The sequence below is a fragment of the Pseudomonas sp. GL_103 genome (assembly GCF_057835175.1).
This window is the reverse complement of record NZ_CM174420.1, coordinates 1220470-1243152: the sequence shown is the minus strand read 5'-3', so window position 1 is coordinate 1243152 and position 22683 is coordinate 1220470. Positions and strand designations below refer to the sequence as shown.

18 protein-coding genes are annotated in these 22683 nt (G+C 61.8%); 8 read left to right on the top strand and 10 right to left on the bottom strand.

Annotated elements, in window-relative coordinates; all coding sequences use genetic code 11:
- Positions 1-6: 6 nt before the first annotated feature.
- The 10 genes from lysS to AC3IP0_RS05460 form a co-directional block, all read right to left on the bottom strand.
- A complete protein-coding gene (gene lysS, locus AC3IP0_RS05505; protein ID WP_489318559.1) occupies positions 7-1509 on the bottom strand; it encodes a lysine--tRNA ligase in 1503 nt (500 codons plus the stop codon).
- Between the two features lie 110 nt (positions 1510-1619).
- Positions 1620-2715 (bottom strand): peptide chain release factor 2 gene (gene prfB / locus AC3IP0_RS05500; RefSeq protein WP_185754790.1). Its coding sequence is split into 2 segments (ribosomal slippage): positions 1620-2642 and positions 2644-2715, totalling 1095 coding nucleotides; the frame shifts between segments, so codons are not numbered across the junction.
- 245 nt (positions 2716-2960) lie between these two features.
- On the bottom strand, positions 2961-3962 hold the full coding sequence (locus AC3IP0_RS05495; protein WP_223458768.1) for a response regulator: 1002 nt from the start codon (positions 3960-3962) through the stop codon (positions 2961-2963).
- Positions 3963-4010: 48 nt separating this feature from the next.
- Complete coding sequence (locus tag AC3IP0_RS05490) at positions 4011-5021, bottom strand: chemotaxis response regulator protein-glutamate methylesterase (protein ID WP_489326835.1); 1011 nt, start codon at positions 5019-5021, stop codon at positions 4011-4013.
- Positions 5018-7297: a hybrid sensor histidine kinase/response regulator gene (locus AC3IP0_RS05485; RefSeq protein WP_489318557.1), complete on the bottom strand. Its 2280-nt coding sequence runs from the start codon at positions 7295-7297 to the stop codon at positions 5018-5020. The genes AC3IP0_RS05490 and AC3IP0_RS05485 overlap by 4 nt, the downstream gene beginning before the upstream one ends.
- Positions 7294-7974: a chemotaxis protein CheW gene (locus AC3IP0_RS05480; RefSeq protein ID WP_489318556.1), complete on the bottom strand. Its 681-nt coding sequence runs from the start codon at positions 7972-7974 to the stop codon at positions 7294-7296. Before AC3IP0_RS05480 ends, AC3IP0_RS05485 begins: the two co-directional genes overlap by 4 nt.
- A complete protein-coding gene (locus AC3IP0_RS05475) occupies positions 7971-9242 on the bottom strand; it encodes a CheR family methyltransferase (protein WP_489318555.1) in 1272 nt (423 codons plus the stop codon). Before AC3IP0_RS05475 ends, AC3IP0_RS05480 begins: the two co-directional genes overlap by 4 nt.
- A complete protein-coding gene (locus AC3IP0_RS05470) occupies positions 9239-9775 on the bottom strand; it encodes a chemotaxis protein CheW (RefSeq protein ID WP_489318554.1) in 537 nt (178 codons plus the stop codon). Before AC3IP0_RS05470 ends, AC3IP0_RS05475 begins: the two co-directional genes overlap by 4 nt.
- Positions 9775-11397, bottom strand: a complete 1623-nt coding sequence (locus AC3IP0_RS05465; protein WP_489326834.1) for a methyl-accepting chemotaxis protein — start codon at positions 11395-11397, stop codon at positions 9775-9777. The genes AC3IP0_RS05470 and AC3IP0_RS05465 overlap by 1 nt, the downstream gene beginning before the upstream one ends.
- Positions 11398-11665: 268 nt before the next feature.
- A complete protein-coding gene (locus AC3IP0_RS05460; protein WP_489318552.1) occupies positions 11666-12358 on the bottom strand; it encodes a tellurite resistance TerB family protein in 693 nt (230 codons plus the stop codon).
- A gap of 194 nt (positions 12359-12552) precedes the next feature.
- Here AC3IP0_RS05460 and AC3IP0_RS05455 point away from each other — a divergent pair, with 194 nt between their 5' ends.
- The 8 genes from AC3IP0_RS05455 to AC3IP0_RS05420 all read left to right on the top strand — a co-directional run bounded on the left by AC3IP0_RS05455 (position 12553) and on the right by AC3IP0_RS05420 (position 22553).
- Positions 12553-13467: a LysR family transcriptional regulator gene (locus AC3IP0_RS05455; RefSeq protein ID WP_007975056.1), complete on the top strand. Its 915-nt coding sequence runs from the start codon at positions 12553-12555 to the stop codon at positions 13465-13467.
- Positions 13468-13572: 105 nt separating this feature from the next.
- Positions 13573-15072, top strand: a complete 1500-nt coding sequence (locus tag AC3IP0_RS05450; protein ID WP_489326833.1) for a gamma-aminobutyraldehyde dehydrogenase — start codon at positions 13573-13575, stop codon at positions 15070-15072.
- A gap of 83 nt (positions 15073-15155) precedes the next feature.
- Positions 15156-16307 (top strand): putative ABC transporter substrate-binding protein YdcS, encoded by a 1152-nt coding sequence (gene ydcS, locus AC3IP0_RS05445; protein ID WP_489326831.1) that lies wholly within the window; start codon positions 15156-15158, stop codon positions 16305-16307.
- 166 nt (positions 16308-16473) lie between these two features.
- Entirely contained in the window at positions 16474-17511 is a 1038-nt protein-coding gene (locus AC3IP0_RS05440; RefSeq protein WP_489326830.1) for an ABC transporter ATP-binding protein, read from the top strand.
- Position 17512: 1 nt separating this feature from the next.
- Positions 17513-18460: an ABC transporter permease gene (locus AC3IP0_RS05435; protein ID WP_489326829.1), complete on the top strand. Its 948-nt coding sequence runs from the start codon at positions 17513-17515 to the stop codon at positions 18458-18460.
- On the top strand, positions 18450-19259 hold the full coding sequence (locus AC3IP0_RS05430) for an ABC transporter permease (RefSeq protein WP_489318548.1): 810 nt from the start codon (positions 18450-18452) through the stop codon (positions 19257-19259). Before AC3IP0_RS05435 ends, AC3IP0_RS05430 begins: the two co-directional genes overlap by 11 nt.
- Positions 19260-19414: 155 nt before the next feature.
- Complete coding sequence (locus tag AC3IP0_RS05425) at positions 19415-20839, top strand: gamma-aminobutyraldehyde dehydrogenase (RefSeq protein ID WP_489318547.1); 1425 nt, start codon at positions 19415-19417, stop codon at positions 20837-20839.
- Between the two features lie 229 nt (positions 20840-21068).
- Positions 21069-22553 (top strand): APC family permease, encoded by a 1485-nt coding sequence (locus tag AC3IP0_RS05420; RefSeq protein WP_489318546.1) that lies wholly within the window; start codon positions 21069-21071, stop codon positions 22551-22553.
- The last annotated feature ends 130 nt before the right edge of the window (positions 22554-22683 follow it).

Sequence of the window (22683 nt, the reverse complement as noted above, 5' to 3'; positions counted from 1 at the left end):
AAACACTTACGCTTGCGGCCGCATGTGCGGGAACAGGATCACGTCGCGGATCGACGGGGAGTTGGTCAGCAGCATCACCAGACGGTCGATACCGATGCCCTCACCCGCCGTTGGCGGCATGCCGTACTCCAGCGCACGAACGAAGTCGGCGTCGTAGTGCATGGCTTCGTCGTCGCCGGCGTCCTTGTCGGCCACCTGGGCCATGAAGCGCTCGGCCTGGTCTTCCGCGTCGTTCAACTCGGAGTAGGCGTTGGCGATTTCACGACCACCGATGAACAGCTCGAAACGGTCGGTGACGTTCGGGTTGTCGTCGTTGCGACGGGCCAGCGGCGACACTTCGAACGGGTACTGGGTAATGAAGTGCGGCTGCTCCAGCTTGTGCTCGACCAGCTCTTCGAAAATCATCACCTGCAGCTTGCCCAGGCCTTCGAAGCCCAGCACCTTGGCGCCGGCCTTCTTGGCGATGGCGCGAGCCCTGTCGATGTCGTTCAGATCATCGGCGGTCAGCTCAGGGTTGTACTTGAGGATCGAGTCGAACACCGACAGACGCACGAACGGCTCGCCGAAGTGAAACACCTTGTCGCCGTACGGCACGTCGGTGCTGCCCAGAACCAGCTGCGCCAGCTCGCGGAACAGTTCTTCGGTCAGGTCCATGTTGTCTTCGTAGTCGGCGTAGGCCTGGTAGAACTCCAACATGGTGAATTCAGGGTTGTGACGAGTCGAAACGCCTTCGTTACGGAAGTTGCGGTTGATCTCGAACACTTTCTCGAAGCCGCCAACAACAAGGCGCTTGAGGTACAGCTCCGGCGCGATACGCAGGAACATGCCCATGTCCAGCGCATTGTGGTGGGTTTCGAACGGCTTGGCTGCCGCGCCGCCCGGAATGGTCTGCAGCATCGGCGTTTCCACTTCCAGGAAGTCACGCTGCATCAGGAAGCTGCGGATGTGGGCGATGACTTGCGAACGCACGCGGAACGTCTGGCGCACGTCTTCGTTGACGATCAGGTCAACGTAACGCTGGCGATAGCGCTGCTCGGTGTCGGTCAGGCCGTGGTGCTTGTCCGGCAGCGGGCGCAGGGATTTGGTCAGCAGGCGCACGTTGGTCATTTCAACGTACAGGTCGCCCTTGCCGGAACGGGCCAGGGTGCCAACGGCTGCAATGATGTCGCCCATGTCCCAGGTTTTCACCGCGGCCAGGGTTTCTTCGGACAGGGTCTTGCGGTTGACGTAGACCTGGATGCGACCGGTCATGTCCTGGATCACCATGAACGAACCACGGTTGAGCATGATGCGACCGGCAACCTTGACCGGGATTGCAGCTTCTGCCAGCTCTTCCTTGGTCTTGTCCGCGTACTGTTTCTGCAGTTGTTCGCAGTAGTTTTCGCGGCGGAAGTCGTTCGGGAAGGCATTGCCCTTGGCGCGCTCGGCAGCAAGCTTTTCCTTGCGCAGGGCGATCAGGGAGTTTTCTTCCTGTTGCAGGGCTTGCGGGTCGAGTTCTAGGTCGCTCATGTCTTTAAATATTCCATCAGGTTCGTTGTCCCCAGCCTGCGGCTGGGGATCGCGGGCAAGCCCGCTCCCACAGGGATCGCGCTGTGTCAGGCGATCCGGTATTGCATTGCTTACAGCCCGGACTTCAGGCTTGCTTCCAGGTATTCGTCGATGTCGCCATCGAGCACCTTGTCACAGTCGCTGCGTTCGATGTTGGTGCGCAGATCCTTGATCCGCGAGGCATCGAGCACGTACGAACGGATCTGATGACCCCAGCCGATATCGGACTTGGTGTCTTCCAGCGCCTGGGACGCCGCGTTGCGCTTCTGTATTTCCTGCTCGTACAACCTGGCCCGCAGCATTTTCATGGCGGTGTCTTTGTTGGCGTGCTGGGAACGTTCGTTCTGGCAGCTGACCACGGTGTTGGTCGGTACGTGGGTGATACGTACGGCCGAGTCGGTGGTGTTTACGTGCTGACCACCGGCACCGGAGGAGCGATAGGTGTCGATCCGCAAGTCTGCCGGGTTGATTTCGATTTCCACCTTGTCATCGATCTCTGGCGAGACGAACACCGCGGAAAACGAGGTGTGGCGACGGTTGCCGGAGTCGAACGGGCTCTTGCGCACCAGACGGTGCACGCCGATCTCGGTTCGCAACCAGCCAAAGGCGTATTCGCCCTTGATGTGCACGGTCGCGCCCTTGATCCCGGCGACTTCACCAGCCGACAGCTCCATGATGGTCGCGTCGAAGCCGCGTTTGTCGGCCCAGCGCAGGTACATGCGCAGCAGAATGTTGGCCCAGTCCTGGGCTTCTGTGCCGCCGGAACCGGCCTGGATGTCCAGGTAGGCGTTGTTCGGGTCCATTTCATGGCTGAACATGCGGCGGAATTCCAGCTTGGCCAGACTTTCCTCGAGACGGGCCAGCTCGGCGACGACATCGCCCACTGCGCCTTCGTCGTTCTCTTCAACGGCCATGTCCAACAGGTCGCGGCAATCGGCCAGACCCGTGTTCAATTCGTCCAGGGTATCGACGATCTGCGCCAGCGCAGCGCGCTCGCGGCCCAGTTCCTGGGCGTATTCAGGTTTGTTCCAGACACTCGGATCTTCAAGCTCGCGATTGACTTCGGTCAGACGCTCATGCTTTTGATCGTAGTCAAAGATACCCCCGAATAGTTTCGGAGCGCTCGGACAGGTCCTTGATGGTGTTCAGGATCGGGTTGATTTCCATGACGGGCAGCACTCGTTGGCGAACTTTTGAAAGCCGGCGAGTATACCGGGAAACAGCCGAAAACGGCAGTCCGCTTGGCCGAAAAGACGGGGTTACAGGCGTTCTTTACAGCCATTGAGGCCATTGTGGGAGCGAGCTTGCTCGCGATGACGGCGTGTCAGTCCATGGAACTATCGACTGACACAACGCCATCGCGAGCAAGCTCGCTCCCACAGGGCTTTGCGTCGTTCAGGAAATAGGGTAGATCACTCCACACCCACCTGATTACGCCCATTGTTCTTCGCCGAATACAGCCCCTTGTCCGCCGCCAGGATCAGGTCGCGGCAGTTGCTGCCCGCTTTCGGCGTGATGGTCGACAGGCCGATGCTGATGGTCAGGCTCGAACCTTCGGTCGGCGAGTTATGCGGGATCTTCAGGGCGGCCACGGTCTGGCGCAGCTTCTCGGCCACCAGCCGTGCCCCGCCCTGGGAGGTATTGGGCAGTACCAGGGCAAACTCTTCGCCGCCATATCGGGCCGGCAGGTCCGAGGGCCGGGCGCTGGCATCCTTGATCGCCGTGGCGACCTTGCGCAGGGCTTCATCGCCCTCCAGGTGGCCGAAGCTGTCGTTGTAGGCCTTGAAGTAGTCCACGTCGATCATCAACAACGACAACTGGCTCTGCTCACGCAGCGAACGGCGCCACTCCAGTTCCATGTATTCATCGAAGTGCCGACGGTTCGACAACCCCGTCAAGCCATCGGAGTTCATCAGGCGTTGCAGCACCAGGTTGGTGTCGAGCAGTTGTTGCTGGCTGACCCGCAACGCGCGGTACGCCGCGTCCCGTTGCAGCAGGGTCATGTAGGAGCGCGAGTGATAGCGGATGCGTGCGACCAGTTCGATGTTGTCCGGCAGCTTGACCAGATAATCGTTGGCCCCGGCGGCAAAGGCCGCGCTCTTGATCAGCGGGTCTTCCTTGGTCGACAGGACGATGATCGGAATATCCTTGGTCGCCGGGTGATTGCGGTATTCGCGCACCAGGCTCAGGCCGTCCAGGCCCGGCATCACCAGATCTTGAAGAATCACCGTCGGCTTGATGCGTACCGCGTGGGCGATGGCCTGGTGCGGGTCGGCGCAGAAGTGGAAATCGATATTCTCTTCGTTCGACAGGCCGCGGCGCACGGCTTCGCCGATCATGGCCTGATCGTCCACCAGCAACACCATGGCGGCGTTTTCGTCGGTCTTGAAGTCGTCGAGTTGTAATTCAGTCATGTGCGGTCACCTGAGTACTACCTGAGCCAGGAATGAGGAAAAAGGTGCTCATTTGGCGAAAATCTCCAGCAATCGTGGTGCTATCTTGTCCAGCGGGCGAATCTCCACGGCAGCGTCGATGGCCGCAGCCGCCTTCGGCATGCCGTACACCGCGCTGCTGCTTTGGTCTTGTGCGATGGTCAGGTAGCCCTGTTCGCGCATGAGTTTAAGCCCCTGGGCGCCATCACGCCCCATGCCGGTGAGCAAAACGCCTACGGCGTCACCGTTCCAGTAACTGGCCACGCTCTCGAAGAACACATCGATGGAGGGCCGGTAGATCTCGTTGACCGGTTCGGCGGTGTAGGCCAGCGTGCCGTTTTTCAGCAAGCGAATATGATGATTGGTGCCGGCCAGCAACACCGTGCCGCTTTGCGGCGGCTCGCCTGCCTGGGCCAGGCGCACGTCGAGGCCGCTGGCGCTGCCGAGCCACTCGGCCATGCCGGCGGCAAACACCTGGTCAACGTGCTGCACCAGCACGATGGCCGGAGAGAAATCACGCGGCAGCCCCTTGAGCAAGACTTCCAGCGCTGCCGGTCCACCGGCGGATGAGCCAATGGCGATCAGGCTCTGACGAGAGCCCGAACTGCGCAACGGTGCCGGCGCCGGGCGCGGGCGGTTGCCCTTGTCGCCGATCAGCCAGACGATGTTCAGGATCTTGCGCAACAACGGCGCGGCCGCTTCCTGGGCATTGCCGGAGCCTAGGGCCGGGGTGTCGACCACGTCCAGCGCACCGTGGCCCATGGCCTCGAACACCCGGTGCACGTTCTGCTGGCGATCCACGGTGACGATGACGATGGCACACGGGGTCTCGGCCATGATTCGCCGCGTGGCCTCGACGCCATCCATTACCGGCATGATCAGGTCCATCAGAATCAGGTCCGGGGTGTCCAGCGCGCACTGGCGCACCGCCTCGGCACCATTGCCGGCGACCCAGACCACCTCGTGGGCCGGCTCGAATGCCAGGGCGCGGCGCAGGGCCTCCACCGCTATGGGCATGTCATTGACGATTGCGATCCTCATGCCCGTGCTCCTCCGATGAGCTCGACCACTGCATCGAGCAAGGCGTCGTCATGAAAACTGGCCTTGGCTAGATAATAGTCGGCCCCGGCATCCAGTCCACGGCGCCGGTCCTCGTCACGATCCTTGTAGGACACCACCATCACCGGCAGCGACTGCAGGCGATTATCCCGACGCAGCAGCGTGACCAGTTCGATGCCGTCCATGCGCGGCATATCAATGTCGGTGATCAGCAGATCGAAATCCTCCGAACGCAGCGCGTTCCAGCCGTCCATGCCGTCTACCGCAACCGCCACGTCGTAGCCGCGATTGAGCAACAGCTTGCGCTGCAACTCTCGCACGGTCAGGGAATCATCCACCACCAGAATTCGTTTGCGGGCCGCCTCGACCACCTGATTGCTGTGACGGGCAATGCGCTCCAGGCGACCTGTGTTGAGCAGCTTCTCCACCGAACGCAGCATGTCCTCGACATCGACGATCAGCACCACCGAGCCGTCGTCGAGCAGGGCCCCGGCGGAGATGTCCTGCACCTTGCCCAAGCGCTCATCCAGCGGCAGCACCACCAAGGTCCGCTCACCGATAAACCGCTCCACTGCCACGCCGTAGATGGCATCGCGCTCGCGAATCACCACGACCTTCAGGGTTTCTCCGCTGTTCTGGCTGGCCGGACGTTGCAACAGCTGACTGGCCGCCACCAGGCCGACATGCCGGCCTTCGTGCCAGAAATGCTGGCGGCCTTCGACCTGCACGATATCCGCCGGCTCCAGGTCGCACATGCGCTCGATATGAGCCAGCGGGAAGGCATAGGCTTCGTCACCGACGTCCACCACGAGGCTGCGCACCACCGACAGGGTCAGCGGCACCTCAAGGTGGAAACGACTGCCCTCGCCCGCCGTCTGCTCCAGCACCACCGCACCGCGCAACTGCCGGACCATGTGCTGCACCGCATCCAGGCCGACGCCGCGACCGGACAACTCGGTGACTGTGTCGCGCAGACTGAAACCGGGCAGGAACAGGAACGTCAGCAATTCCTCTTCGCTCAACTGCGCGGCGGTTTGTGCGGGCGACAAATTTCGTTCAACGATGCTGCGTCGGACCTTTTCCAGGTCCACGCCGTTACCGTCATCGCTCAGTTCAAGCACCAGCAAACCGGCCTGATGAGACGCGCGCAGGCGAATCAAACCTTCAGCCGGCTTGCCCGCCAGCAGGCGCTGCTCCGGGGTTTCGATGCCGTGGTCGACCGCGTTGCGCAACAGGTGAGTCAGCGGCGCTTCGAGCTTTTCCAGTACGTCGCGATCGACCTGGGTGTTTTCGCCTTCAATTTCCAGCCGCACCTGTTTGCCCAGATCGCGCCCCAGATCCCGGACCATCCGCACCTGCCCGGTCAGCACATCGGCAAAGGGCCGCATGCGACAGGCCAGCGCCGTGTCGTACAACACCTGCGCCCGCTGGCTGGCATGCCAGGCGAACTCGTCGAGTTCGGCGTTCTTTTCCATGAGCAGTTGCTGGGATTGCGCGAGCAAACGCCGCGCATCCTCAAGGGCTTCCCGGGCCTCCAGGCTCAAGGCGTGATCCTTGAGATGCACATTGAGATTCTCCAGTGCGCGCAGGCTGTTGCTCTGCATGCGCTTGAGTCGCTGCATGGTCGCCAGGTGCGGTTTGAGCCGCAGGGTTTCCACCAGGGATTTGCTCGACAGATCGAGCAGGCTGTTCAGGCGCTCGGCAGTGACACGCAGCACACGCTCGCCGTTTTCGGTGGTGCGCTTGGTCTTGCGCGGAGCTGGCGTCGATGGTGCTTCGACGACAGGCGCCGGCGGCTCGACCTTGGGCGCGGGTGCTTCGAGCTGAAGTTCGGCCATCACCGATATGGCAGGCGCAACCAACGAGGCCGTCAGGTCCGGCAACCGCGCCATCAACGCCACGTAGGCCTCGATATCCGTGGCCTCCGGGTTGTTGTTCGGTGTGGCGATGCGCATCAGCAAATCGGTGCCTTGCAGCAACGCATCGATGTGCTCGGGGCGCAGCAACAAGCGGCCTTCCTGGGCACTGACCAGGCAATCTTCCATCACATGGGCAACGCTGACCCCGGCATCGACGCCAACGATCCGCGCCGCGCCCTTGAGCGAGTGCGCCGCACGCATGCACGATTCAAGTTGATCGGCCTGGGTCGGATCGCGCTCAAGCGCCAGCAGGCCGGCGCTCAAGACCTGGGTCTGGGCTTCGGCCTCCAGGCTGAACAGTTCCAGCAAAGAGGCGTCGCGCATTTGCTCGGGGGTCATGTAAGGCTCCGGGTCACGGCGGACAGCAGCTGTTCTTCATCCAGCCAACGCAGGCTGCGACCTTTGAATTGCAACACGCCACGGGTGTATTTGGCGCTGGCCTGGGTACCCGAGCGCGACGCGGCATCGAGGGTTCGTTCGTCGATGGCGTGAATCCCGTCGACTTCGTCCACCGGCACCACCACCGGTCCACCATCGGCGGCGATGATCAGCATGCGCGGCATGACCCGCGCACCGGTGGCCACGCTGCTGGCGCCGTCGAGCCCGAGCAGCTCCACCAGCGACAGGCAGGCAACCAGCGCGCCGCGCACATTCGCCACGCCGAGCAAGGCCAGGGAACGTTGATGCGGCAACGAGTGAATCGCTTGCAGCGGCGCCACCTCGACCAGACTACGGGTCGCGAGCCCCAGCCACTCTTCCCCCAGACGGAACATCAACAGCGAGCGGGTTTTCACCTCGCTCTCGACCGAGACGGACACGGTCCCGCGATCTTCCTGCTGCAACGCATAGCGATCGAGCAAACGTGTGGCGGCCGCCGAATACACCGCACAATTGCGGCAATGAATATGCTCGCTGAGCAGCGGGCAGGATTTGTCACCGTGGATGCCAATGCGGTTCCAGCAATCGTCGATGGCCTGGGCATCCCGGGTGACGCTAAAGGTGTCGGCGGCGATCATCGTTTACGCTCACTGTCGGCGGCGCGTGCGCTGCGGGCGGCACGCTCCTGCAATCGTCTGGCACCCATCGCGTCGCCCTGGGCCAGCAACAAACCGGCCAGGTGCATCAACGCTTCAGGATGTTGCGGTTCGAGGTACAACGCCTTGCGGTAAAAACCCTGGGCTTCAAGGGTATTGCCGGCCACATCGCTGAGCAGTCCCAACCAATAAAAGACCTGGGCCACCGGCTCATGGCTGCGCAAGTAGCTTTCACATGCCGCTCGCGCCTCGGCGCTTTTGCCTTCATCGGCCAGCACGGCGATATTGGCCAGCAGCGCGGCAGTGTCGGAGCCGGAGTTGGCAGGCGCAGGCCGCAGCGGCGCAACCTGGGCAAACGGACGGCTGCGCACCGGCGCAGGCGGTGGATTGCGCAGCGGTTGCGGCACTGGCAATGGTGCAGGAACGAATACCGGCAAGGGATCAGGGTCCGCAGTCCCCTGTCGACTGAACGCGAAGGACTGTGCGATACCGATCGAGCGCATCCCCAAACGCCCCAGCAGACTGCCCTCGGCCGGACCGATAAACAGCACGCCGTCAACGTGGGTCAGGCACTTGAGCACTTCGAAGACTTGCTTCTGGGTCGGCTGGTCGAAATAGATCAGCAGGTTGCGACAAAACACGAAATCGAAGGGCGGTTCACCGGCCAGCAAGGCCGGATCCAGCAGGTTGCCGACCTGCAGGCGCACTTGCTCAAGCACGCGCTGATCGAGGCGATAGCTCTCGCCTTCGGCGATGAAATGACGGTCGCGAAACGCAATGTCGTCACCCCGAAAGGAATTCTTGCCGTACAACGCCCGCCGGGCTTTTTCCACTGACAACGGGCTGACGTCCAGGCCGTCGACCTTGAACTGGTGCGGTTTGAGCCCGGCATCGAGCAACGCCATGGCGATCGAGTACGGTTCTTCGCCAGTGGAGCACGGCAGGCTGAGAATCCGCAGTGCGCGCAGGTTGTTGATCTCGGCCAGACGCTTGCTCGCCAGATTCGCCAGGGTGACGAAGGACTCCGGATAGCGGAAGAACCAGGTTTCCGGAACGATCACCGCTTCGATCAAAGCCTGCTGCTCGTCCCGCGATCCCTGCAGGGTGCGCCAATACTCATCGGCCGAAGGTGCTTGCGCAGCGATGCTGCGCTGGCGCACCGCTCGCTCGATGATCGCCGGCCCCACGGAAGTCACGTCGAGGCCGATACGTTCTTTGAGGAAGTCAAAAAAACGCTGATCGCTGTTCATGAGCGCGCCTCCAGCAGCGCCGGATCCAGTGGCGGCGAGGGGAACAGTAAAGCGCGAACCTGATCGTCCAGCAGATCGCCGACCCGCACCCATTGCAGCAAGCCCTGCTCGTCCCTGCGGACCGGCCCGAGGTAAGGCGTCTGGCGATTGTCCAGGCCGTAGGGCTGAAAATCCGCCGGATCGCAGCGCAAGGTGTCAGTCGCCTGTTCCAGAATCAGACCGAGCAGCCGCGATTCGGCGGTTTCATCCGGGCGATAGTTGACCAGCACCAGTCGCGTACTGGTACGGGCCTGTGCAGGCGTACCAAAGGTCAGCGCGCTCAAGTCGATCACCGGCACCACCGCGCCCCGATAGGCGAACACCCCGGGGACCCATACAGGCGCATGGGCAATGGGTTTCAAGGGCAAGCGCGGCAGCACTTCAGCCACTTCGATAGCCTTCAAGGCATAGCGCTCGTTGCCGAGGCGAAACACCAGAAACAATGCATGCAGCGCCTGCTTCACGGCGGTGCGTTTGGCCGTGGGTTCGCTCATCAGACTTTGAATCGCGAAACGCCGCTGCGCAGCCCGACGGCCACCTGGCTCAGCTCGTCGATGGCGAAACTGGCCTGGCGCAGAGACTCGACGGTCTGGCTGCTGGCATCACCCAACTGCACCAGTGCGTGGTTGATCTGCTCGGCACCGGTGGCCTGGGCCTGCATGCCCTCATTGACCATCAGTACCCGCGGCGCCAACGCCTGAACCTGATGGATGATCTGCGACAACTGCTCGCCGATTTGCTGCACCTCGGACATGCCGCGGCGCACTTCTTCAGAGAACTTGTCCATGCCCATGACCCCGGCCGACACCGCCGACTGGATCTCGCGCACCATCTGTTCGATGTCGTAGGTGGCCACGGCCGTCTGATCCGCCAGGCGCCGCACTTCGGTGGCGACCACGGCAAAACCGCGGCCGTACTCACCGGCCTTTTCGGCCTCGATGGCGGCGTTGAGGGACAGGAGATTGGTCTGGTCGGCGACCTTGACGATGGTCACCACCACCTGATTGATGTTGCCGGCCTTCTCATTGAGGATCGCCAGTTTGGCGTTGACCAGATCAGCCGCGCCCATCACCGAGTGCATGGTCTCTTCCATCCGCGCCAGCCCTTGCTGCCCGGAACCGGCAAGTACCGAGGCCTGATCGGCGGCGGTGGAGACTTCGATCATCGTGCGCACCAGATCCCGCGAAGTGGCCGCAATTTCACGGGACGTCGCGCCGATTTCGGTGGTGGTGGCGGCGGTTTCGGTGGCGGTCGCTTGCTGTTGCTTGGAGGTGGCAGCAATCTCGGTCACCGAGGTGGTGACCTGCACCGAGGAACGCTGGGCCTGGGACACCAGGGACGTCAGCTCGGTCATCATGTCGTTGAAGCCGGTTTCCACGGCGCCGAATTCGTCCTTGCGCGCAAGGTTCAGACGACTGCTGAGATCGCCGGTACGCATTATTTCGAGGATCTGCACAATGCGGTTCATCGGCGCCATGATCGCGCGCATCAACAAAAGACCACACAACCCGGCACTAATGACTGCGACCAGCAACGAAATGCCCATGATCAGCTTCGCCACCGCTACCGATGAAATGATCGAGTCAGTGGCCGCCTCAGCCGCCTCCCTGTTGAACTCAATGAGTTCATCCAGCTGTTTGCGGCCGGCAGCCCATGCCGGGGTCATCTGTTCGGCGAGGATGCGACGGGCCTGTTCGAAGTCCTTTTGCTGGTAGGCATCGAGCACCTCTTCGAGCAGCTTGTCATATTGATCGTGCAGCTTTTCAAACTCCTCGAACCTTGCCCGATCATCTTTCTCGAAGATGGTACCCCGGTAGCTGGCCATCGCGCGTTGCAGCCGTTCCTCAATACCCTGGTACATATCCTTGTCAGCCTGGGTCATGCCTCGACCGCCCCCCAGCCCGATCAGTTGCTGGGTCAGCACGTAATCATCGACCCAGGCACCGCGAATCAGGGAGCTGTAGTGAATCCCGGGAACACTGTCCGAGCGCACAACGTTCTCACTGGACTCAATCGACAGTAAACGGGAATACGACACGACCACCATCAGCAACATGATGGCGATAATTACCGCAAAGCTCGCCAAAATGCGTTGGCGTAACGTCCAGTTCTTCACAGTCAATCCTCGGGGCCTGATTCGAAATGCGGGGAGTATAGCTGAGGGCGGTGTTTCATTTATAAGACGGTTGCGCACCACTTCTCATCCCGCCAAAAAAAGGCGGGATGAGCTCTGGGGGGACTGTCCGCTAATGGAGGGGATGGGTGCCAGGGGTGATTGGGCAGAAAGGGACCGTGCAATGGTCATCAAGGAATGTGTTGTGACCGAAATTGTCATCGCGAGCAATCGAGCGTCGACCGGCTGCTCGCGATGGCGGACTGAAGGTTTACAGGGAAGCCTGGCGAACCTGCTTCTCCAGCTCGGCTTTCAACCCCGGCTCGAGCTTGAGCTGGCGCGCCAGTTCGTCGAGGTAGGCCTTCTCCATGAAGTTTTCCTCGTCCACCATCATCACGCTGGCGATGTACATCTCGGCGGCGATTTCCGGGGAGCGGGCGGCGCGGGCGACATCGCTCGGGTCCAGCGGTTTATTGAGTTCGGCGTGCAGCCAGTGTTGCAGTTCCTGGTCGCTGTCGAGCCGGGTGAATTCGCCTTCGATCAAGGCACGCTCACGCTCATCGACATGACCATCAGCCTTGGCCGCGGCCACCAGCGCCTTGAGAATCGCCTGACTGTGCAGCTCGACTTGTGCGGCCGGCACGCGGTCCAGGGTTTGCGGTTCCGTAGCGGCTGCGCCGCCCTGCTGCGCCTGCCAGTTACCGTAGGCTTTATAGGCCAACACTCCCAACGCGGCGAGACCGCCGTAGACCGCGACCTTGCCCCCGACTTTACGGGCCTTTTTGCTGCCGAGCAGCAAGCCCATGGCGCCTGCCGCCAATGCCCCGCCACTCGCGCCGGAGAGCAAACTGCCGAGGGCACTGGTGCCACCGCTCGCGCCCTTTTGCTGTGGGCTGCCGGCCTTGTTCTGCAACAGATCCTGGCCGGATTTGAGTAGTTGATCGAGCAATCCACGGGTGTTCATTTACCGCCTCCACAAAACGTTTAACCTGAAACCAAGACCACCAGCCTAAAACGAAAGTGCCCACGCCCCGTGGGCGAGAGTGCTTCCAGATGTTGCATTGTCTCAGTGCGTGCATTGCCGCTTGCGCCGGCCTATCAGAAAAAAAGATATACACTCTCGCCAATCGATAAAAACAGCCCACCGGGTGCTTTCCCATGATGACCTTGCGTCAGATCCGTCACTTCATCGCCGTGGCCGAGACCGGCTCGATCTCGGCCGCCGCGCAAACCGCGTTCATTTCCCAGTCGACCCTGACTCTGGCGATCCAGCAACTGGAGGAGGAGATTGGCGTCAGCCTGTTCAGCCGCCACGCCAAGGGCATGACCCTGACCCACCAGGGGCATCAATTCCTGCGTCAGGCGCACTTGATCCTGGCCACGGTGGATAACGCCAAGCGCAGCCTGCAACAGAGCACCGACCAGGTCGCCGGGCAACTGATCGTCGGCGTGACCAGCCTGGTGGCCGGTTATTACCTGGCGGATCTGCTCACCCGTTTCCAGCGCGCCTACCCCAACGTGGAAATCCGCGTGATGGAAGATGAGCGCCCGTACATCGAGCATTTGCTGGTCAGCGGCGAGATCGATGTCGGCGTGTTGATCCTGTCCAATCTCGAAGACCGCCACGCCTTGCAGACCGAAGTGCTGACCCATTCGCCGCACCGGCTATGGCTGCCGGCCCAGCACCCGCTGCTGGAACACGACAGCATCAACCTCGCCGACGTGGCCCGCGAGCCATTGATTCAACTGAACGTCGATGAAATGGACCGCAACGCCCAGCGCATGTGGTCGGCAGCCTCCTTGCAACCGCGCATCACCCTGCGCACAGCCTCGACCGAAGCGGTGCGAAGCCTGGTGGCTGCCGGTTTGGGCGTATCGATCCAGCCCGACATGACCTATCGCCCGTGGTCACTGGAGGGCGACATCATCGAAGCACGGCCGATCGCCGACCTCAGCCAGACCCTGGATGTCGGCCTGGCGTGGCGTCGCGGCACCGCGCGGCCGGCACTGGTGGACCCGTTTCTCACGGTCGCCCGCGAACAACCCCACGGCGGGCGCAAGCCATCTATTTAATCGAACGCCACCTTCAGTATTTAGTATTTGTTGTCCTCGGGTCCGCGAACTAGTCTTGTTGCATCCAATAAAGACGGCCGGGCCCCAGTCACAGGGAGCGCTGCCATGTCTACACAACAAGCCACACAAAAAACGAGAACCCGAAAAATGGCTGGCGCGCAGACCCCGTTGTTCACCGCATTGTTGATCGATGGTGAATTGGTTGCCGGTCAAGGCTGCGTCGAGCCGATTCTCAACCCCGCCACCGGCGAAGTCCTGACCCGGATCGCCGAAGCCAGCACCGAGCAAGTCGAAGCAGCCATCCTCGCCGCCCACCGTGCCTTTGCCGGTTGGTCGCGGACCACGCCACAACAGCGTTCGAACCTGTTGCTGGAGATCGCCAACGCCATCGAAAAAAACGCCGACCTGCTGGCCCGCCTCGAATCCATGAACTGTGGCAAGCCGCTGCACCTGGCCCGTCAGGACGACCTGAATGCCACGGTCGACGTGTTCCGCTTCTTCGCCGGTGCCGTGCGTTGCCAGACCGGCCAGCTCAGCGGCGAATACCTGCTGGGCTACACCAGCATGGTCCGGCGCGATCCTATCGGGGTCGTGGCGTCGATTGCGCCGTGGAACTACCCGATCATGATGGCCGCGTGGAAAATCGCCCCGGCCCTGGCCGCCGGCAACACCCTGGTGTTCAAGCCATCGGAACACACACCGCTGTCGATCCTGGCCCTGGCCCCGGCACTCGCCGAAATCCTGCCGCGCGGTGTAATCAACATCGTTTGCGGTGGCGGCGAAGGCGTCGGCAGCCATCTGGTGAGCCATCCGAAGATCCGCATGGTGTCGCTGACGGGCGATATCGTCACCGGCCAGAAGATTCTCCAGGCCGCGTCGAAGACACTCAAACGCACCCACCTCGAACTCGGCGGCAAGGCCCCGGTGATCGTCTGCAACGATGCCGACATTCAGGCCGTGGTCGAAGGCGTACGCACCTACGGCTATTACAACGCCGGCCAGGATTGCACCGCCGCTTGCCGCATTTACGCCCAGGCCGGGATTCATGACCGTCTGGTGGCCGAGCTCGGCGCCGCCGTCAGCAGCCTGCGTTTCGCCGGAAAACGCGATGCCGACAACGAAATCGGCCCGCTGATCAGCACCCGCCAGCGTGACCGCGTGGCCAGCTTTGTCGAACGTGCCCTCGGCCAGCCGCACATCGAGCGGGTGACCGGCGCGGCGGTGCACTCCGGCGCCGGCTTCTATTACCAGCCGACCCTGCTCGCCGGTTGCAAGCAAAGTGACGAGATCGTCCAGCGCGAAGTGTTCGGGCCAGTGGTCACCGTGACTCGCTTCGATGAGCTGGAACAAGCGGTGGACTGGGCCAACGATTCGGAATACGGCCTGGCCTCGTCGGTCTGGACCCAGAACCTCGACAAGGCCATGCAGGTCGCGGCGCGCTTGCAGTACGGCTGCACCTGGATCAACAGCCACTTCATGCTGGTCAGCGAAATGCCCCATGGCGGCCTGAAACGCTCGGGCTACGGCAAAGACCTGTCCAGCGATTCGCTTCAAGACTACAGCGTGGTGCGGCACATCATGGCCCGCCATGGCGAGCATCTCTGACTACGCTAATAACAAGCCACCAACGGCATGCTTCATCACGTTCACAACTGCCCCGACCATAATTTAAAGAAGAGGGAATTCCCATGTTCGTGCACAAGACCGCACTGCTCAGTGCAATCACCACCGCGCTGCTGGCCAGCGCCAGTGTCCAGGCCGCCGAGCCGCTCAAAGCTGTCGGGGCGGGCGAAGGCCAACTGGATATTGTGGCCTGGCCCGGCTACATCGAACGTGGCGAGAGCGACAAGGCCTACGACTGGGTGACCGGTTTCGAGAAGGAAACCGGCTGCAAGGTCAACGTCAAGACCGCCGCCACCTCCGATGAAATGGTCAGCCTGATGGCCAAGGGCGGTTACGACCTGGTGACCGCGTCCGGCGACGCCTCCCTGCGCCTGATCGTCGGCAAGCGTGTGCAGCCGATCAACACCGCGTTGATCCCGAACTGGAAGAACCTCGACCCGCGCCTGAAAGATGCACCGTGGTACGTGGTCAACAAGCAGACCTACGGCACCCCGTACCAGTGGGGCCCGAACGTACTGATGTACAACACCAACGTGTTCAAGACCGCGCCCACCAGCTGGGGTGTGTTGTTCAACGCGGAAAATCTGCCGGACGGCAAGCCGAACAAGGGCCGCGTGCAGGCCTATGACGGCCCGATCTACATCGCCGACGCAGCGCTGTACCTGAAGACCGCCAAACCGGAACTGGGCATCCAGAACCCCTACGAACTGACCGAAGCCCAGTACAAGGCCGTGCTCGATCTGCTGCGCGCCCAGCAGCCGTTGATCCACCGCTACTGGCACGACACCACTGTGCAAATGAGCGACTTCAAGAACGAAGGCGTGGTCGCCTCCGGCGCCTGGCCGTATCAGGTCAACGGCCTGATGAACGAGAAGCAGCCAATCGCCTCAACCATCCCGAAAGAAGGCGCCACCGGGTGGGCCGACACCACCATGTTGCACGCCGAGGCCAAGCACCCGAACTGCGCCTACAAGTGGATGGACTGGTCGCTGCAACCGAAAGTCCAGGGTGACGTAGCTGCGTGGTTCGGCTCGCTGCCAGCAGTGCCGGCAGCGTGCCAGGGCAGTGAATTGCTCGGCGCCGAAGGTTGCAAGACCAACGGTTTCGACCAGTTCGACAAGATCGCCTTCTGGAAAACCCCGCAGGCTGAAGGCGGCAAGTTCGTGCCGTACAGCCGCTGGACCCAGGACTACATCGCGATCATGGGCGGTCGTTAAGCCCTCTTGAGATCAAAAGATCGCAGCCTTCGGCAGCTCCTACGACCGCGAGCACCGAAGATGCGGCGTCTTCTACAAATCCTGTAGGAGCTGCCGCAGGCTGCGATCTTTTCACAGCACACTCGATTCCGTTGAAAGAAAGCGCGCCTTTTTGGAGCACCGCACCATGACGCTTGCAGTCCAGTTCACCAACGTTTCCCGTCAATTCGGCGAAGTGAAAGCCGTAGACCGGGTTTCCATCGACATCCAGGACGGCGAGTTCTTCTCCATGCTGGGGCCGTCCGGCTCGGGCAAGACCACCTGTTTGCGCCTGATCGCCGGTTTTGAACAACCGAGCGCAGGCTCCATCCGAATTCATGGCGAAGAGGCCGCCGGCCTGCCGCCGTACCAGCGCGACGTGAACACCGTGTTCCAGGATTACGCGCTGTTCCCGCACATGAACGTGCGCGACAACGTCGCCTACGGTTTGAAAGTCAAAGGCATCGGCAAGGCCGAACGCCTCAAGCGCGCCGAAGAATCCCTGGAGATGGTCGCCCTCGGCGGCTACGGCGAGCGCAAGCCGGTGCAGCTCTCCGGCGGTCAGCGCCAGCGTGTGGCCCTGGCCCGCGCTTTGGTCAACCGTCCTCGCGTACTGCTGCTCGACGAACCCCTCGGCGCCCTCGACCTGAAACTGCGCGAGCAAATGCAGGGCGAGTTGAAGAAACTGCAACGTCAGCTCGGCATCACCTTCATTTTCGTGACCCACGACCAGACCGAAGCGCTGTCGATGTCCGACCGCGTGGCCGTGTTCAACAAGGGCCGCATTGAACAGGTCGATAGCCCGCGCAACCTGTACATGAAACCGGCCACCACCTTCGTGGCGGAATTCGTCGGCACCTCCAACGTGATTCGCGGCGAGCTGGCCTGGCAGCTCAGCGGCAATCCGCAGCCGTTCTCGATTCGTCCGGAACACGTGCGCTTCGCCGAAGGCCCGCTGGCCAGCCACGAAATCGAAGTCAGCGGTTTGCTGCATGACATCCAGTACCAGGGCAGCGCCACCCGCTACGAACTGAAACTGGAAAACGGCCAGACCCTGAATATCAGCCAGGCCAACATTCAGTGGATCGACAGCAGCGCGCAACACCAGACCGGGCAGCGCCTCAGCGCACGCTGGGCGCGGGAAGCAATGGTCCAGTTGCACGACACCCTTGCAGGCGGGGTGTGAGATGAGCACCTTGGCTATTTCTCAATCCTCGTCAGGCGGCTCGCCGTTGCGCAGGTTTTCCAACCTGTTGTATCGCCGGCCGAACCTGTACCTGTCGATGCTGCTGGTGCCGCCGTTGCTGTGGTTCGGCGCGATCTACCTGGGCTCGTTGCTGACGTTGCTGTGGCAAGGCTTCTACACCTTCGACGACTTCACCATGGCGGTCACCCCCGACCTGACCCTGGCGAACTTCACCGCGCTGTTCCAGCCGTCGAACTTCGACATCATCCTGCGCACCCTGGGCATGGCGATTGTGGTGTCGATTGCCAGCGCCATCGTCGCGTTCCCGATTGCCTACTACATGGCGCGCTACACCACCGGCAAGACCAAGGCGTTTTTCTACATCGCCGTGATGATGCCGATGTGGGCCAGTTACATCGTCAAGGCCTACGCCTGGACCCTGCTGCTGGCCAAGGGCGGCGTGGCGCAGTGGTTCGTGCAGCACCTGGGGCTGGAGCCGGTCCTGCAGTTCGTGCTGGGCATTCCGGGGGTTGGCGGCAGTACCTTGTCGACCTCGCACCTGGGGCGCTTCATGGTGTTCGTCTACATCTGGCTGCCGTTCATGATCCTGCCGATCCAGGCCTCGCTCGAACGCTTGCCGCCGTCGCTGCTACATGCCTCCGCCGACCTCGGCGCCAAGCCGCGCCAGACCTTCATGCAAGTGATTCTGCCGCTGTCGATCCCGGGCATTGCCGCCGGCTCGATCTTCACCTTCTCGCTGACCCTGGGCGACTTCATCGTGCCGCAACTGGTCGGCCCGCCCGGCTACTTCGTCGGCAGCATGGTGTACGCCCAGCAAGGCGCGATCGGCAACATGCCGATGGCCGCCGCCTTCACCCTGGTACCGATTGTGCTGATCGCCATTTACCTGTCCATTGTCAAACGACTGGGGGCCTTCGATGCACTCTGAGAAAGCTTCTTTTGGCCTGCGCATCGCGGCCTGGGGCGGGTTGCTGTTCCTGCACTTCCCGATCCTGATCATCTTCCTGTACGCCTTCAACACCGAAGACGCGGCGTTCAGCTTTCCACCCAAGGGTTTCACTTGGAAGTGGATCGGCGTGGCGTTCTCGCGGCCGGACGTGCTTGAGTCCATAAAGCTGTCGTTGCAGATCGCCTCGATTGCCACGCTGATCGCCATGGTGCTCGGCACATTGGCTTCGGCCGCGCTGTACCGCCGGGACTTCTTCGGTAAGCAGGGCATCTCGCTGATGCTGATCCTGCCGATTGCCCTGCCGGGGATCATCACCGGGATCGCGCTGCTGGCGACCTTCAAGACATTGGGAATCGAGCCGGGGATGTTCACCATCATCGTCGGCCACGCGACCTTCTGCGTGGTGATCGTCTACAACAACGTCATCGCCCGCTTGCGCCGTACTTCTCACAGTTTGATCGAGGCGTCGATGGACCTCGGCGCCGACGGCTGGCAGACCTTCCGCTACATCATCCTGCCGAACCTCGGCTCGGCGTTGCTGGCCGGCGGCATGCTGGCGTTTGCCCTGTCGTTCGACGAAATCATCGTCACCACCTTCACCGCCGGCCATGAACGCACCCTGCCGCTGTGGCTGCTCAACCAGCTCAGCCGCCCACGGGATGTGCCGGTGACCAACGTGGTGGCGATGCTGGTGATGATCGTGACCATGTTGCCGATTCTCGGTGCCTATTACCTGACCCGGGGTGGTGAGAGCGTTGCGGGCAGTGGTGGCAAGTAACCGACACCCCATTACCCCTGTAGGAGCTGCCGAAGGCTGCGATCTTTTGATTTTGTTTTTTTGAAGATAAAGATCAAAGGATCGCAGCCTTCGGCAGCTCCTACAGGATTCGGTTTCTACAGAGAAAAATAATTGCTTCGAAGAGGACACATGCCATGCAAACCAAACTCTTGATCAACGGCCAACTGCTCGCTGGCGAAGGCCCCGCCCAACCGGTGTTCAACCCGGCGCTGGGCCGTGTGCTGGTGGAAATCAACGAAGCCAGCGAAGCCCAGGTCGATGCTGCCGTACGCGCCGCCGACGCCGCGTTCGACAGCTGGTCGCATACCCCGCCGAAAGCGCGCTCGCTGCTGCTGCTCAAACTCGCCGATGCCATCGAAGCCCATGGCGAAGAGCTGGCCAAACTGGAATCGGACAACTGCGGCAAGCCCTACAGCGCCGCGCTGAACGACGAGATCCCGGCGATTGCCGACGTGTTCCGATTCTTCGCCGGCGCCAGCCGTTGCATGAGCGGTTCGGCTGGCGGCGAGTACCTGCCGGGCCACACCTCGATGATCCGTCGCGACCCGGTGGGCGTGATCGCCTCCATCGCGCCGTGGAACTACCCGCTGATGATGGTCGCCTGGAAAGTCGCCCCGGCCCTGGCCGCCGGCAATACCGTGGTGCTCAAGCCGTCGGAACAAACCCCGCTGACCGCCCTGCGCCTGGCTGAACTGGCGTCGGACATCTTCCCGGCCGGTGTACTCAACCTGGTGTTTGGCCGTGGTCCTACCGTCGGTAGCCCGCTGGTGACCCACCCGAAAGTGCGCATGGTGTCGCTGACCGGTTCGATTGCCACCGGTTCGAACATCATTTCCAGCACCGCCGACAGCGTCAAACGCATGCACATGGAACTGGGCGGCAAGGCTCCGGTGATCATCTTCGACGACGCCGACATCGACGCCGCCGTCGAAGGCATCCGCACCTTCGGTTTCTACAACGCAGGCCAGGACTGCACCGCCGCCTGCCGCATCTATGCCCAGGAAGGCATCTACGACAAGTTCGTGGAGAAACTCGGTGCCGCCGTCAGCAGCATCAAGTACGGCTTGCAGGATGATCCGTCGACCGAACTCGGCCCTCTGATCACCGCGCAACACCGCGACCGCGTTGCCGGTTTCGTCGAGCGGGCCATCGCCCAGCCGCACATACGGCTGATCACCGGCGGCAAGGTGGTTGAGGGCAACGGTTTCTTCTTCGAACCAACCGTGTTGGCCGATGCACAACAGGACGACGAAATCGTGCGCCGCGAAGTGTTCGGGCCAGTGGTGTCGGTGACCAAATTCGCCGATGAAGCGCAGGTGCTGGGTTGGGCCAACGATTCGGACTACGGCCTGGCCTCCTCCGTGTGGACCACCGACGTCGGCCGCGCCCATCGCCTGTCGGCACGTCTGCAATACGGCTGCACCTGGGTGAATACGCACTTCATGCTGGTCAGCGAAATGCCCCACGGCGGTCAGAAACTGTCCGGCTATGGCAAGGACATGTCCATGTACGGGCTCGAGGACTACACCGTTGTGCGGCATGTGATGTTCAAGCATTAACCGCGAAAAGATCGCAGCCTGCGGCAGCGCCTACAAAGAGCGCCGTACACCCTGTAGGAGCTGCCGCAGGCTGCGATCTTTTCAGCAGACACACGGATGATGTCAGCGATTTACACCAAGGATTCACCGCAACTCAAAAAAACAATAACCACCGATCCGGGCGGTGCCTTCAAGGCCCCGTCACGGTTTCGGACATCCGAAATCTGCCGATTTTCCGGAGCAATCACACATGAGTGCATCACCCGATCTCTCTGCAGCCCTTGCCGACAGCGATGCCGAGCAACTGCGCAAGCTGGGCTACACCTCCAACTTCAATCGCAGCATGAGCCTGTGGGAAAACTTCGCCCTGGGCTTCACCTATCTGTCTCCGGTCGTAGGGGTTTATACCCTGTTCGGCCTGTGCCTCGCCGCCGGCGGGCCACCGATGTTCTGGGCCTACTTACTGGTCGGTTGCGGCCAGTTGCTGGTGTGCCTGATCTTCGGTGAAGTGGTCTCGCAGTTCCCGATTTCCGGCGGTGTGTACCCATGGGCTCGCCGCTTGGTGGGCAAACGCTGGGCGTGGATGGTCGGCTGGATCTACTCCATCGCCCTGTGCGTGACCATCGCCGCCGTTGCTGTCGGTGCCGGTCCGTACCTCGCCGCCATGATGGGCTTTGAACCGAGCAACAACACCAACATCATCATCGCCCTGTTCCTGACGCTATTCGCCACCCTGGTCAACCTCAGCGGCACCAAAGTGCTGGCGCGGATCGCCATGTTCGGCTTCCTCTGCGAGCTGGTGGGCGCCGTGATCGTCGGCGTTTACCTGCTGATTTTCGAGCGTCATCAGCCCATCAGTGTGTTGTTCAACACCTTCGATATCAGCGTCGACGGCTCGTATCTGCCGGCCTTCCTCACCGCGTCGCTGGCGGGGATGTTCCTGTACTACGGCTTCGAGGCGTGCGGCGATGTCGCCGAAGAAACCCCGAACCCGAGCAAGAAAATCCCGGTGGCCATGCGCATGACCATCTACATCGGCGGCATCGCAGCGATGTTCGCCTGCCTGGCGCTGATCCTGGCCGTGCCGGACATGCAAGCGGTGATTAACGGCACCGACAAGGACCCGGTCACCACCATCCTCAACAACGCCTTCGGCCCGGTCGGTTCGAAAGTGGTGATGGGTGTGGTAATGATCTCCTTCATCTCCTGCGTGATCAGCCTGCAAGCGGCGGCCAGTCGTCTGCTGTATTCCTACGCTCGTGATGAAATGGTCATCGGCAGCCGAATGCTGAAGAAGATTTCCCCTACAACCCAGGTTCCGGTTGCCGCGCTGTTCGTGTCCAGTGTCCTGCCGGCACTGATCATCATCCTCGGCTTCTTCCTGCAAGACGCGGTCGCCACCATCGTCAGCTTCGCGGCCATCGGCATCTATCTGGCGTTCCAGATGATCGTGCTCGCAGCCCTGTACGCCCGCCTGAAGGGCTGGAAACCAAGCGGCAAATTCACCCTCGGCGCCTGGGGCTGGGCGGTGAACATCGGCGCGCTGGTCTATGGTGTCGGAGCCATCATCAACATGGCCTGGCCACGCACCCCGGATGCCGCGTGGTACATCAACTACGCGATGGTGCTGAGCACTGCCATCGTCATTGGTTTGGGCCTGCTCTACATGTGGATCGCCAAGCCGTATGACCACGGTACGGCACCTGCGGGGGATGCTTGGAAGGTTAGTCACTAATGAAAATCGCCCCGGGATCAAGTGCGATCTCGGGGCGAGTTCTGTCCAGTGCAAACACAGGAAATTCCTACAGGCGCAGCCTTCCTGAAAAACCCTCGTTTCCTACAACAAGTGTCGCCAGAGTAGACTT